This is a genomic window from Ruegeria sp. CF4 (assembly GCF_056537345.1).
Map to the genome: position 1 here is coordinate 209,306 of NZ_JBQFRJ010000003.1, position 12,837 is coordinate 222,142.

At 57.2% G+C, this 12,837-nt stretch carries 11 protein-coding genes and 1 tRNA gene; 8 read left to right on the forward strand and 4 right to left on the reverse strand.

Features of this window, described 5'->3' with window-relative positions:
* Entirely contained in the window at nt 1–1,143 is a 1,143-nt protein-coding gene (locus ACR0NF_RS09895) for a DUF3095 domain-containing protein (RefSeq protein ID WP_480778176.1), read from the forward strand.
* On the opposite strand, the gene ACR0NF_RS09900 is transcribed toward ACR0NF_RS09895, so the two are convergent.
* Nucleotides 1,140–2,549 (reverse strand): pyridoxal phosphate-dependent decarboxylase family protein, encoded by a 1,410-nt coding sequence (locus ACR0NF_RS09900; protein ID WP_480778177.1) that lies wholly within the window; start codon nt 2,547–2,549, stop codon nt 1,140–1,142. The two genes, ACR0NF_RS09895 and ACR0NF_RS09900, sit on opposite strands and share 4 nt — an antisense overlap.
* A gap of 136 nt (nt 2,550–2,685) precedes the next feature.
* Here ACR0NF_RS09900 and hpaR point away from each other — a divergent pair, with 136 nt between their 5' ends.
* Together hpaR and ACR0NF_RS09910 are read left to right on the forward strand one after the other, a co-directional pair.
* Nucleotides 2,686–3,120 (forward strand): homoprotocatechuate degradation operon regulator HpaR, encoded by a 435-nt coding sequence (gene hpaR / locus ACR0NF_RS09905; protein ID WP_480471407.1) that lies wholly within the window; start codon nt 2,686–2,688, stop codon nt 3,118–3,120.
* A gap of 164 nt (nt 3,121–3,284) precedes the next feature.
* The gene (locus ACR0NF_RS09910) at nt 3,285–4,175 is read left to right on the forward strand and encodes a helix-turn-helix transcriptional regulator (RefSeq protein ID WP_480471408.1); all 891 of its coding nucleotides are present in this window, start codon (nt 3,285–3,287) and stop codon (nt 4,173–4,175) included.
* Nucleotides 4,176–4,182: 7 nt separating this feature from the next.
* Here the strand turns inward: ACR0NF_RS09910 and ACR0NF_RS09915 are convergent, their stop codons facing one another.
* Complete coding sequence (locus ACR0NF_RS09915; protein WP_480667755.1) at nt 4,183–5,394, reverse strand: winged helix-turn-helix domain-containing protein; 1,212 nt, start codon at nt 5,392–5,394, stop codon at nt 4,183–4,185.
* Nucleotides 5,395–5,400: 6 nt separating this feature from the next.
* Nucleotides 5,401–6,501 (reverse strand): LacI family DNA-binding transcriptional regulator, encoded by a 1,101-nt coding sequence (locus ACR0NF_RS09920; protein WP_480471410.1) that lies wholly within the window; start codon nt 6,499–6,501, stop codon nt 5,401–5,403.
* Between the two features lie 38 nt (nt 6,502–6,539).
* On the opposite strand from ACR0NF_RS09920, the gene ACR0NF_RS09925 reads away from it, so the two are divergent.
* From ACR0NF_RS09925 to ACR0NF_RS09940, 4 genes are all read left to right on the forward strand, one after another.
* Nucleotides 6,540–6,616: transfer RNA gene (locus ACR0NF_RS09925), tRNA-Arg, on the forward strand.
* Between the two features lie 155 nt (nt 6,617–6,771).
* On the forward strand, nt 6,772–7,629 hold the full coding sequence (locus tag ACR0NF_RS09930; RefSeq protein WP_170361218.1) for a hypothetical protein: 858 nt from the start codon (nt 6,772–6,774) through the stop codon (nt 7,627–7,629).
* On the forward strand, nt 7,626–8,096 hold the full coding sequence (locus ACR0NF_RS09935) for a plasmid mobilization protein (protein ID WP_226689051.1): 471 nt from the start codon (nt 7,626–7,628) through the stop codon (nt 8,094–8,096). The genes ACR0NF_RS09930 and ACR0NF_RS09935 overlap by 4 nt, the downstream gene beginning before the upstream one ends.
* A complete protein-coding gene (locus ACR0NF_RS09940; protein WP_170361220.1) occupies nt 8,093–9,649 on the forward strand; it encodes a relaxase family protein in 1,557 nt (518 codons plus the stop codon). Before ACR0NF_RS09935 ends, ACR0NF_RS09940 begins: the two co-directional genes overlap by 4 nt.
* 323 nt (nt 9,650–9,972) lie before the next feature.
* Here ACR0NF_RS09940 and ACR0NF_RS09945 read toward each other — a convergent pair whose 3' ends face one another.
* Nucleotides 9,973–11,094, reverse strand: coding sequence for a helix-turn-helix transcriptional regulator (locus tag ACR0NF_RS09945; protein WP_170361222.1), 1,122 nt, complete (start codon nt 11,092–11,094; stop codon nt 9,973–9,975).
* A gap of 14 nt (nt 11,095–11,108) precedes the next feature.
* On the opposite strand from ACR0NF_RS09945, the gene ACR0NF_RS09950 reads away from it, so the two are divergent.
* Nucleotides 11,109–12,785: an alkaline phosphatase family protein gene (locus ACR0NF_RS09950; protein WP_170361224.1), complete on the forward strand. Its 1,677-nt coding sequence runs from the start codon at nt 11,109–11,111 to the stop codon at nt 12,783–12,785.
* The last annotated feature ends 52 nt before the right edge of the window (nt 12,786–12,837 follow it).

The following is a 12,837-nucleotide window of genomic DNA, read 5'->3' on the forward strand; positions in this document are numbered from 1 at the left end:
ATGGCCCCCTCAGACCCTGTATTTTATGATTCAGTTCCCATTTCAGAAAGTTTCCTGAGCCTCAGCGATCCCGCGCGGTTCACACCGGTGCCCGACACCTGGTTTCTGGGCGTTGCCGACATCGTGGATTCGACCGGCGAGATCGCGCGGGGCCGGTACAAGACCGTCAACATGGTTGGGGCCGCGGTGATTTCAGGCATGATCAATGCACTGGACGGTCGTGTCTTTCCATATGTCTTCGGTGGCGATGGGGCCGGGTTCGCCGTGCCGGGTGAGGATGCCGAAACCGCGCGGGTAACACTGGCAGCATTGCAAAGCTGGGCTGAGGCTGAATTCGCCATCACACTGCGTACGGCGCTGGTCGCTGTTGCCGATCTTCGCACCGCTGGGCGCGATCTGCGCGTGGCCCGCTATGCACCCTCGACCGGTGTCGATTATGCGATGTTCTCGGGCGGTGGTCTGGCCTGGGCCGAGGCACAGATGAAATCCGGGCACTTCGCCATTCAACCAGCGGGGCCAGATGCCTCGCCTGACCTGACCGGCCTGTCCTGCCGATGGTCCAATAGCCCGGCGCGGCATGGGCAGATCGTTTCAGTCGTTATTCAACCCACATTAGAGTCTAATGAGGCAGATTTCGCCGCCCTCACCCAATCCGTTTTATCCCTCGCCGAAGGGTTGGAGCGCGCCGGACACCCGGTTCCCCCCAAGGGACCACCAATGAGTTTCCCTCCGCCCGGTGTCGATATCGATGCCCATGTCTCACGCGCCGGGCGCAATTTGTTGTTGCAGAAGATACGGCTGACGATTGGGAATATGATGATCGGGCTGCTGTTCAAAACTGGCATGCGATTGGGGCAGTTCGAACCCAACCACTACAAAGAGATGGTGAGCCGCAACGCCGATTTCCGCAAGTTCGATGACGGGCTGAAGATGACGCTGGATTGTGACCCGGCCACGTTGGAGCAGATCACCCGGATGCTGGAAGACGCGCAAGCGCAGGGCAAAATCCGATACGGTCTGCATGCCCAGCAAGAGGCGATGATGACCTGCTTTGTGCCCTCGGCCATGCGCGACGATCATGTTCATTTCGTTGACGGAGCCTCGGGCGGCTATGCCCAGGCCGCAGCCGACATGCGGGCTTAAAGCCCGCGCGCGACCTCGGTGATGACGTCATAGGCCATCATCACGTCCTGCTCGGTGGTTTCGAACTGGCCGGCCTGAAAGCGGATGACCAGATCGCCGTCCACACGGGTCTGGGTCAGGTAGATCCGCCCGTCATCATTGATTGCATTCACCAGTCGCAGGTTCAGATCGTCCAGATCGGTTGCCCCTTGTGGTGCATATTGGAAGGTCCACAGTGACCACATCGGCGGCGTCACGATCCGAAAATCCGGTTCTGCTGCCAGCCGGTCATGCAGCGCCACAGACCAGTTGACGTGATTGCGCAGCCGTGCGCGCAGCCCTTCCAGCCCATAGGTCCGAATGACGAACCACAGCTTCAGCGCCCGAAACCGTCGGCCCAGTGGCACGGACCATTCCGAATAGTTGATGATCCCGTCCTTGCCATGGGTTTTCAGGAATTCAGGGCTGATTGCCAATGTGCGCACCAGATCATCGGGGTTTTTCAGGAAATGCGCGCAGCAATCGAACTGAACACCCAACCACTTGTGCGGATTGAACACGATACTGTCGGCCTGTTCGACGCCCTCCCAGTAATGGCGGTATTCAGGGCAAATCATCGCCGAGCCTGCCCAGGCCGCATCGACATGGGAATAAAGCCCATGTTTCTGCGCCACCTTCAGGCAACGCTCGACCGGGTCGGTGCCCCCGATACTAGTGCCGCCCACGGACAGAATGACGCCTGTTGGCTGAAATCCAGACTCTAAATCAGACTGAATCATTGCATCCAACGCCTCGGGATCCATGCCGCGCCAATCTCCCTGAACCGGGATGCGCACCAGATTATCCTGTCCGATCCCGGCAACCCAGATGGCGCGGTCGATTGAGGTATGGACCTCGGACGAACAATAAATGCGCAGTGGTTTTTGACTAAACAGACCCTGGCTGTTGCCCTGCCAATTCATCGCCTTCTCGCGCATGGTCAGCACAGCGGCCAGCGTCGCGGATGATGCCGAATCCTGAATGACCCCAGCAAACCCTTCCGGCAGGTCCAGCGCCTCGCGCAGCCACTCCATCATCCGCGTTTCCATCTCGGTCGCGGCGGGCGAGGTCTGCCACAGCATGCATTGCGGCGCGATGGCGCTGGCTAGGAACTCGGCCAGAACCGATGGGGCCGAGGCGTTCGAGTTGAAGTAGGCGAAGAACCGGGGATGTTGCCAATGGGTGATGCCGGGCATCACGATGTCTTCGAAATCGCGAAAGATATCCTCGACCGGCTCACTATTCTCGGGCGGATGAGCAGGCAGAGCGTTCAGGATATCGCCGGGCTCGGTCCGGGCGCGCACGGGCTTGTCTCCGACCGTCAGGTGATAATCCTGCGTCCATTCAGCAACCTTCTTGCCCCAGTCGGAGAATTCATTCCACTTCATCATGATCCCCTTCGGATGTTCTTCTGTCAGCGTTTCAACGTTCATATACTAAACAAGTTAAGTAAAGTCCAGACCACATGATTGGTCATAGTCGGCGATCCCTTGCGAAATATCTGAAATTGCGCCAAAATTCCTTATGGCTGACGACTTACCCCTGACTTCTCGTTCCTTGCCGATTGCGCTGCTTCGTGCGCGGGAAAAGGTAATGGGGCCCATTCGTGGGGTTCTGGCCCATGCAGGCGTGACGGAACAGCAATGGCGTGTGTTGCGCGTCTTGCAGGAAGAAGGCCCGCAAGAGCCTACTCTGATCGCGGAGCGGGCTTGTCTGTTGTTGCCCAGCCTGACCCGGATTCTGAAGAAGCTGGAAGATAAGAAGCTGATCGTCAGGCGCCAGGACCTTAAGGATCGTCGCCGCCAGATTGTTGAAATCAGCGACGAAGGGCTGGCGATTATCCAGGCCAATCTGACCGCAATCCTCGAACAGGCGGCACATATGCGCAAGCTTTTGGGTGAAGACCGGCACGAGATGCTGCTGGACCTGCTGGGTGAGTTGTATGATCTGGACCCGTAGCCAAGGCATGTAAAAAAGGCTCTATTCAAGGGTTTTCGGAATAAACCTCGGATGAAATTCTCTGATAAAATTTGCTCAAGGGCCGGTGAATTTACCAAAATCGTTGCCCGTTTGGATATCGCGTCGTAGCCTGTGCATTATATTACACAAACGGTTTGACCGGAATGGATGCCTCCACGCCGCCAAATGCGGAAAATGAGACCGACCCCCAGGATCTGAGCGCCCGCGTCGGCGCTCGTGTCAGGCGCGCGCGGCAGATGCGTGGCATTCCGCGCCGGGTTCTGTCCGAAAGCTCCGAAGTTTCGCCCCGCTATCTTGCGCAGCTTGAAGCGGGCGAGGGCAATATCTCAATCGGATTGTTGCAGCGCGTTGCCAAGGCCCTGGACTACAAGGTCGAATGGCTGGTCGGAGAGGATGATCCTTGGGATTCGGACGCGTTGCAGATGACCGAGCTGTATCGCGAAGCCAGCGACGACGTCAAAGAAGTCGTAATGAAGGCCTTGCGCCCGCAACCAGACTGGAACGCACAGGCGCAACGGATCTGCCTGATCGGGTTGCGAGGGGCTGGAAAGTCGACTTTGGGTGCGTTGTTGGGGGCTGAACTCGACCTGCCCTTTGTCGAGTTGACGACCAGGATCGAAGAGATGGCAGGCATGCCTTTGCCCGAGGTCATGGCCTTTTTCGGTCAGGATGGGTATCGCAACCTCGAAGCGCAGGCGCTGGACAGGGTGATCAACTCATATGACAGGCTGGTTCTGGCAGTGGCCGGAGGGATCGTGTCCGAACCCGCGACCTATACGAACCTGCTCAATCGGTTTCATACGGTCTGGCTGCGCACCTCACCGTCCGAGCATATGGATCGGGTACGTGCGCAGGGCGATGAACGCCCCATGGCAGGAAACCCGGAAGCGATGGAACAGTTGAAGTGTATCCTGGCCAGCCGTGAGGCGCTTTATGGTCGTGCGGATGCTCAGATGGATACCTCGGGCCGATCGGTTGAGGTTTCGCTGTCGGAACTTCAACAATTGATCAAGCAGCAGGGTTTTCTGGACTAAATAGACCCTATTTAGGGTCTTTCAGCCAGTTCTCCGCAAATTCCACATCCCCGAGCGCTGCAAATCGGCGTACCCGGTCCAGCTCGGCCTGCAGCCGTCGGGTGCGCGCATCTGACCAGCGCAGCTTGCGCTCGGGCCACACTGCCCGGACATGCAGCAGGTCCCGATCCCGCTGCGCCTTCATGTCGACCCGCCCAATCAGCCGGTCGCCCTCCAGCAACGGAAATACGTAATAACCGTAGACGCGTTTGGGCTCGGGTACGAAAACCTCGATCCGGTAATGAAAACCGAATAGCCGCTCGGCGCGGTTCCGGTCGCGCAACATTGGATCAAACGGGCTGAGCACCCGGATCCGACCAGGGGCAGGCTCCAAAGCAGCGGCTTCATCGCAAAGGCCGGGGCGTGCAAAAACCTTCCGCGCATTCCCGTCTGCGCAAGTGATAGCTATTTCCTCGATATGACCCTGTGTTAGAGCCTGTTCACACCATGTTTTGGCCTCGGCGGCGCTGACCGTATCCCAAAAGGCTGCCAGCTCACCGGATGTCGCGAATCCCAATCGGTCGAGTGCTGCGTTGCACAACCAATCCACCGTGGCTTCGGCATCGCATGAGCCTCCGGGGCAGAGATGAGTGTCGATCACGCGCTCGGTCAGGTCATAGCGTTTCTGAAACCCGTCCCGGCCCACAACCGTCAGTGCGCCCGACCGCCAAAGATATTCCAGCGCGGTCTTGGACGGATGCCAGTCCCACCAACCGCCCGAGCCCTTTTTCTCGTCCTTTCCAACATCAGAGGACCCAACCGGGCCATGATCGCGGATATGTTGCAGGACCGTTTCGAACTTCTGCTCAAACCCGTCGCGCCGCCAGTTCTTCCAACGCGCTTTCAGCATGTCGGCATCGCGCAGAAATCTCAGATGCCAATGACGATAAAACTCCATCGGAATCACCGCGGCGTCATGTGTCCAATGCTCGAACAACGCCCGGTCGCGTTCATAAAGCCGCTTGAGGTGACGCGCGCGATAGCTGGGTCTGCGCGCATATAGGATCATGTCATGGGCGCGGGCGACGGTGTTGATGCTATCCAACTGAACGAACCCTAACCGATGGATCAGTTGCAACAAATCCTCGCCCTTGGAGCCGCCTGCGGGTTGCTCCAGCAGCGCATGGCGGTCCATGAACAGGGCACGCGCCGCCCGATTGTCCAGTCGTTGCAGCGCCATGACGTCTTAGCGCCGTTTCAGCGTATCACCATAGCTGATCTTGGGGGTCAGGGTGACGCGGGTTTCGACCTCTGCCTCCGGATCAGCCAGCTTTGCCGCGATGATCTGGGCAGCGGTACGCCCGATCTCGGTCCGGCAGGCATCCATAGTGGCCAGCTTGCGCGGCAGACCCTGCAACAGCTCCACATTGTTGAAACCGGCAAGGCCGATCTGACCAGGAACATCTATCCCCTGATCCAGCAGATACAGCAGCCCGCCTGCGCCGATCATGTCGTTGGAATAATACAGAAAATCCAATTCGGGTGAGCGTTCCAGCATGGCTTGCGTCATCTCGCGCCCCTTGGCCAACGCCGAGCCACCCGAGTAGAACTCGCGATCTTCGATCTCGACCCCGTGCTTGCCCAGAACCTCGGTGAAACCCTCGAACCGTTTCCGGGCGCGGTGGTCCAGAGGCATCTTGGTGCCCATAAAGCCGATATGCTCATATCCGGCCTTCAGGATCGCCTGCGCCATTTCGCGCCCGGCGCGTCGATGCGAAATCCCCACCATCGCGTCTACGGGCTTGCCATCGGTGTCCATGATCTCGACCACCGGAATGCCGGCCGAATCCAGCATGGCGCGCGCGGCTTCGGTGTGCTCCAGCCCGGCAATGATCACGCCCGAAGGCCGCCACGAGAGCATCTCGTACAGTACTTTCTCTTCCTTCTCGGGCAGATAGTCGGTGACGCCGACCACTGGCTGCAGCTCGGTATCCTCCAGCACTTGATTTATACCAGTCAGCACCTCTGGGAAGACCATGTTGGACAGAGACGGGATGATCACCGCCACCAGATTCACCCGGCTGGACGCCAGCGCGCCTGCGATCTTGTTGGGCACATACCCAAGCTCTTTCGCGGCGGCCAGAACACGGGTTCTGGTGGCGTCCGAGACATCCCCTCGATTGCGCAGCACCCGGCTGACCGTCATTTCAGACACTCCGGACGCTTCTGACACATCACGAAGGGTAAGCGGGCGTTTAGTTTCTGTTGTCACCGGGATACCTGCATTGTTGTTTCGCCGATGGTAGCGTGAACAGGGCAATCTGTTCAACACTTGTGCAAAGCCCATGACAATCCAAAAAAACCCCGCTACAGAAAACGTCGCGCGGCCCCGTGGCTCAACTGGATAGAGCAGCCCCCTCCTAAGGGGCAGGTTGCAGGTTCGAATCCTGCCGGGGTCGCCAAAACCACCTGAAAAATATGGCTTATTTACAGGACGTTGTGCGGAAGACTGCAAAAAGTCCCGTCAGCTTTCGGGCCGTAATCGACTGAAACGACCGATTTCTCGTACAAAACCTGTACAAAATTCGCACGTTTGTGCGTATTTCGGGGGCCAATCATGAGCCGCCATAGCTTTGATCCCGAAATCGCGGGACGTGTTGGCCTGAACGCGGCGGTGATTTTCCAGAACATCACCTTCTGGATCGAGAAGAACCAAGCCAATCGCCGCAACCATCGAGACGGGCGGTATTGGACTTACAATTCGATCTCGGCCTTTAGTGAGTTGTTCCCCTATCTGAGCGAAAAGCAGATCCGAACAGCGCTCGAAAAGCTGGTCAGTGCAGAGCTGATCATCAAGGGCAATTTCAGCGATGATCGCTATGACCGGACCTGTTGGTATGCCCTGGGCAACTCCATTTGCCCAAATGGGCAAATCGATCCGACCGAAAGGGAAAATGATGCATTTGCCCCTGAGGGCAAGCCATCTGCCCCAGAGGGCAAATCCTATAAGAACAGATATAAACCATATCAAAAACCAAATCCTTCGCACGCGAAGGTAGCGGTGGAGGATGAGGTTTCAGAAAAGATTTTGTCCGCCTATCCCGAGGATCGCGTTCGCGGCAAAGCGGTTTGTAACTCGCAGATCCGCCAAGCGCTGGCCGACGGAGTGGACGCCAAAGACCTCGAGGACGCCGTGCGGACCTATGCGACCGAGAGCGAAGGCTTCACCCGCTCCAAGGTGTGCTTCTCCGACAATTGGTTCTCCTCTGGCCGTTGGTTGAAATACCTTCAGGAGGTTGAGGAGGCGCGAGAAGCGGGCAAAGCCAAAGAGGTGGAATTGCTGAAAGGTTTGGCCGACTGGGTCACGGACAAGCATCCCCTTTGCCGCCACATAACACCCGGCCAAGTGACCGCTTTGCTAGCCGCGAACCTAGTCAGCTCAGCTGAAATCGAAGCGGCGGGGCTCAGAGCATGAGTGCGACAGACCCCCACAAAGAGCAGAGAGCAAGGTTACCCACCGATTACATCGGCGGGTCTTGTGAGGGGCGGCAAGCCTCCCCTTCAAACCCCAACCAGACGCACGCAAGCGGCGTCAAAGAGGGCCTTTCCGAGAGCGTGATCTTTCGATGCACACCGTCGGAAAAGGCAGCGCTTGTGGCCAAGGCGCGCGCGGCTGGCCTGCCCAATGCCACGCTGATGCGTGAGGCCTTGGGGCTAACCGAGGCACGTCGGCGCAAGCCCGTCCCGCGAGTTGACCCGAAGCTGACTTTTGCGATTGCCCGCGTCGGCGGCAACCTCAATCAGCTCTCCCGCTGGATCAACGGCGCGGTCAAATCCGGCCGCGCGAGCCAGATCGACGCGCTCAAGGTCGCGGTGCAGCTAGTGGCCATCGAACGGCAGATGGCGCAGATCGTGGCGGCACACACGGGCGGTGGCGAATGATCATCTCGTTCTTTTCCACCGGCACAGGCGGCGGAGCCGCACCCGTCGACTACCTGACAGCGCGTGAAGTTCTTGCCTATGACGAGAACCGCCACCTCATCCGCGACGACACCAGTAAACCGCAAACCAAGATCCGCGACCCGTTGCCTGAGGTGCTGCACGGTAACCCCGACCAAACCCGCGACCTTATCGATGCGAGCTCCAACAAATGGAGCTACACGGCAGGTGTGATCAGCTTTGCCGACAGCGACGATCCCAGTCCCGCCGCCCAGCAAGAGGCCATTGAGCTATTTGAGGCTCTGGCCTTTGCTGGGCTGGACAGGGATCAATACGATTGTCTCTGGGTGCGCCACTCGCATGAAGGCAATGTCGAGCTGCACTTCTGCACGCCACGCCTTGAGCTGAGCACGGGCAAGGCGTTGAACATCGCACCGCCAGGCCATGAAAACGCCTTTTCCAGCCTGCGTGATTTGATGAACAAGACGCACGGTTGGGCAGACCCTTTGGAGCCAGATCGCACTCGCGAAGTGAGGGCGACGATTGAAGCGCCGACGCGCGCGCAAGGTCGCGAAGCGCTGCACGATTGGATCCTCGATCAGATCAGCGTCGGCACCATCACCGACCGCGCCAGCATGATCGATGCTTTGGCCGATGCAGGCTTTGATATCCCCCGTGCCAGCAAGAATTACATCACCGCCAAAGACCCTGACACCGGCGAGCGCTGGCGTTTGAAAGGAGAGATTTTCCATGACGACTGGCAAGCCGAACCGCCTCGCCGAGAAATTGAACGCGGACCTGGAGACAGTACGCAGCGACCACGCCGCCTTGATGGCATCTCAACTGGAGAGCTTCAGGAGCGATTTCAGCAGCATTGCGACCAGCGCGCTGCATACAATCGAGACCGATATCAGGTTCTTTCTGAGCGACAGCAGGAGCGAGTTGGAGAGGCGGAGCGAGACGATCAGGCGCTGGTTGACGATCTCACCCTGGGTGATCGTGGTGATGGTCTCATCCTGGATCGCGACAGTGCTGATCGCGAGTTGGTTTTGGACGGGTTTGATCACGCGCTCGGAGATGACGAGGCTTGGCCTGACACGGATCGAACAGGCTGGGCAGACATGGGTGACGCTGGACCCCGACCGGACCGAATTGAAGACCTGCACCATGGCCGGGACGCCGGTCATCTGTATCGAGATCAAGGAACCCTAGATGACACAGACCCTGACAGCATTGGAACGCGAATTGCTCGCATCCGTCGAGCGGTTGGTGACGGCCTGCGAGAGTTCAGCCAAGGAATTGCACGCCTTGGAGAAGCGCTCGACCAGCAGGATCGAAAGCAAGGTGAATGGCTTGGCGCATTGCGTGGCGCTATTGATGAAATCACATCTCACGTCCGTCACCACATTGGCCGACTTGCTGCGCGAGGAGCAGAATTACGCGACGCTGCAGGCGGGGTTAGAGACCAGCTGGAAACTAGCGAAAGACGCCGAGAAGCGGTTGACCGAGAGCTAGACGCGAGAGATAGCCACCGCAGCGCCGGACATTCGCTTTGATCTAACTGCAAATGTTGGCGTGGTTCGAGGGTCTGCAGTGGGAATCTTAGATTCGTTCTGCAGCAATTCACCACACGTCTGCGATTTCTTTGCTGGGTGCGTATGCGGATAAACCGGAACTTCATGTAGAATGCAGCGAAGAGCTCGAAAGAGCCTAGTACGACAGATGCTGCAATTTGCACAAATGGCAGGAATTGCTGAATAGCCGGCTTCGGGCAGCATGTCTGGCAGTGGTTAGATAGAGCTGATGAAACGACCCGCGAACATCCTTTTGCGCTTTATAGCTGAGAAGAAATGAACAGATTTTTCTTCTCTAAGCTGGCTCAGTTTCCCTTGACCCTCGAATACTGACTCGGCGTGATGCCGGTTTGATTTTTGAAAGCACGGGAAAAATTCTGAGGGTTTTCGTACCCGAGCTCAAAGGCGGCTTCTTGAACGGTGAACTGTTTGGTAGCCAGTATTTCTTTCGCTCGGTCAACTTTGGCTCGGTTCACCACCGACCGAAAGCTCTCCCCCTCGGCAAGCAGCCGGCGTTGTAGAGTGCGAGGTCCTATGTCGAGCGCCAGTGCCGTGCGGTCCAGCGACACTTTTTGGGAATCGAGATGCTGCCTCAAAACGGCAATGACAACGTCCGCGTAGCTTTTAGGCGCAATTGGTGCGATTTCGCGATGTAGATCGTAAACTGTGATCGGTTTCCCCGGACACGGCCCTGAAGACGTCGCCATGTCAACTTTTGGGAAGCAGATTTCCAGACGTCCTGTGTTCCAGCTCACCTGGCAGCCGAATGTGATTTCTGCATCATCGGCAACTCTCGGTTTCGGAAAATCGCATTTGATTGCACTCGGAGTCCACTTACGCCCAAGATAGTGGCGAAAGATGCTGAGCATGGAACCAAGTGCTGAATAAGCAATCTCTGGATACACGTGATGCTGGCGCAGACCAAACCTGTACCCATAGCAAGCAAGGTTTCCATTATACCGAAGTGTGGTTCGGTCGGCAGAAGAGTGCAGCGGCATTATCGAACCTGCCCGTTGTAATGCTTGTCCTAAAGTCGGTGCCGAGAGGACGTATTCGCCCCATAAGCCATAGTCCCGAACGGTTAGGTTGGGTGCCCACATCAGACCAACATTCTTGCCGCCAACTTCCTGACAGATCCTGGCAACAAAGTTCGCGAAGGACATTTCCGGCAGATAGCCCTTCTTGTGATCAATTAACTCTTGGGTAAGGGCAGAGGCAGCAAGGGCCTTTCCAAGAGTGCGCGCGCCAAATTGCTCCAGAACAAAGTCTGGCATGGGGCCAAGAGCTTTGGCGGCGATCATGGGCGGCAGTGACAAATCGAGCTCCTGCGAAACCTGTCGTGAAATGACACTCGCATTCAGCATGAATGCGCTATCAACTACAAGGTGGGCGAACTTTAACTGCGCAACGTAGCGCGCGTGAACCATCAGGAGGAAAAGTCATGTTGCGGTTCTGGTTAATAACTCTTTCGATGACCATTACGGCACCTGCTCTTGCACAGGAGGCGCCCAAGCTCATACTTCAGCTTACGGTTGACCAGCTTCGCGGTGATCTGATTCAACGCTACAGCAAGGGTATGGGCGAAGATGGCTTCTTTCGGCTGATTAACGAGGGCGTTCACTATGCAGATGCCCATCATCGCCACGCGAACACGGAAACCATCGTCGGCCACACGACACTCGCAACCGGGGCGGACCCCTCGGTGCATGGTATGGTGGCCAATCTTTGGTTTGATCGGGTGACCGGGCAGCAATTCTATAACGTGCAGGATGCCGATTACCCGCTTGTTGGTGCCAGTGGCGTTGACAAGGACAGCGAGATCGACCCGACGCAACGTGCAGCCACCACCGATGGCCGGTCGCCGCGCTCGATTATTACCTCGACCATCAGCGACGAAATCGCGCTGCATTACGGGCCAGAGGCCAAGATCTTTGGTGTGTCGGTCAAGGACCGCGGCGCGATTTCGATGGCAGGGCATGCGGGGCAGGCCTATTGGTTTTCGAAATCTGACTATGGCTTTGTAACCTCCACCTACTACCGGGAAGATTATCCTGATTGGGTCGAAGAGTGGAACGATTCCGGGAAGGTCCGCTCTTATGAGTTCCGCGACTGGAACCTGCTGTTGCCAGAAGAAAACTATCTCTTTGCGAACCGGGACAATCAGGAATGGGAAACCATCATGGGCGAGTTCGGCCGTGTTTTCCCCCATTCGTTTGGACCGGCTGACGGAGATTATTACACAACATTGCTGACAATCAGCCCAGCGGGGGACGCGCTGACGTTGGACTTTGCCAAGGCCCTGATCGAAGCGGAAGACATCGGTCAGGATGATGTGCCCGACTATCTGGCAGTCAGCCTGTCTTCGACGGATTACGTGGGCCATATCTTTGGCCCCTCCAGCCTTGAATCCGAGGACAATCTGAAACATCTCGACAAGGAACTGGGCGCTTTCCTGACCTATGTTGATGAGACGATTGGTCTGGATAATGTGCTGATCGTTTTGTCTGCGGATCACGGCGCGTCGGAAACTCCGGGTTCCTTGGCCGAAATCGGGATTGAAGCGGAGTATTTCGATTTTAACGCAATTGATAGAGAACCGGGCTTTAACCGGCTGAAGGAACAATTTGGTGTTTCCAAGGAACTGATCGCAAACTTCTCACAGCCTTATCTGTACCTGAACAAGGAACTGATCAGAGAGCGCGGGTTGAATGAGCTGGAAGTTGAGCGTGCTGTTGCCGAAGAGCTGGTAAAGATCCGAGGGATTGCCTTTGCTGTCGGCGCAACCGAACTGCGCAACGGACTGGTCGGCGATACACTTGTAAACCGGGCGGTCGAGGCGAATTTCCACCCTGATCGGTCCGGCGATATCTATATCGTTTTTGAACCGCACTGGTTCGTTGCCGATCTGGATGGACTGATTGTCGCCGGCTCGCACGGTGCGCCCTGGCCGTATGACTCTTATGTGCCCATCATCGTTTCTGGCCCAAACATCGAAGCTCAGCGTGTGGTTCGCCGCGTCGAAACCGTCGATCTTGCCCCTACCATTGCTGCATATCTGGGGATCAAGGCCCCGACGGGGGCTGGTGGTAAGATTTTGCTCGAGGTGTTCGAAAACTAATTCGACAATATGAGAATCCACCTGGCAATCCCTATCGGAAAGGAATGCCGGT

What these genes read in the sequence shown, in the direction of transcription:
- ACR0NF_RS09895 (WP_480778176.1), top strand. Translation starts at nt 1, where the DNA reads ATGGCCCCCTCAGACCCTGTATTTTATGATTCAGTTCCCATTTCAGAA.
- hpaR (WP_480471407.1), top strand. Translation starts at nt 2,686, where the DNA reads ATGGCTGACGACTTACCCCTGACTTCTCGTTCCTTGCCGATTGCGCTG.
- ACR0NF_RS09915 (WP_480667755.1), bottom strand. Translation starts at nt 5,394, where the DNA reads ATGGCGCTGCAACGACTGGACAATCGGGCGGCGCGTGCCCTGTTCATG.
- ACR0NF_RS09930 (WP_170361218.1), top strand. Translation starts at nt 6,772, where the DNA reads ATGAGCCGCCATAGCTTTGATCCCGAAATCGCGGGACGTGTTGGCCTG.
- ACR0NF_RS09900 (WP_480778177.1), bottom strand. Translation starts at nt 2,549, where the DNA reads ATGAAGTGGAATGAATTCTCCGACTGGGGCAAGAAGGTTGCTGAATGG.
- ACR0NF_RS09910 (WP_480471408.1), top strand. Translation starts at nt 3,285, where the DNA reads ATGGATGCCTCCACGCCGCCAAATGCGGAAAATGAGACCGACCCCCAG.
- ACR0NF_RS09945 (WP_170361222.1), bottom strand. Translation starts at nt 11,094, where the DNA reads ATGGTTCACGCGCGCTACGTTGCGCAGTTAAAGTTCGCCCACCTTGTA.
- ACR0NF_RS09920 (WP_480471410.1), bottom strand. Translation starts at nt 6,501, where the DNA reads ATGGGCTTTGCACAAGTGTTGAACAGATTGCCCTGTTCACGCTACCAT.
- ACR0NF_RS09940 (WP_170361220.1), top strand. Translation starts at nt 8,093, where the DNA reads ATGATCATCTCGTTCTTTTCCACCGGCACAGGCGGCGGAGCCGCACCC.
- ACR0NF_RS09950 (WP_170361224.1), top strand. Translation starts at nt 11,109, where the DNA reads ATGTTGCGGTTCTGGTTAATAACTCTTTCGATGACCATTACGGCACCT.
- ACR0NF_RS09935 (WP_226689051.1), top strand. Translation starts at nt 7,626, where the DNA reads ATGAGTGCGACAGACCCCCACAAAGAGCAGAGAGCAAGGTTACCCACC.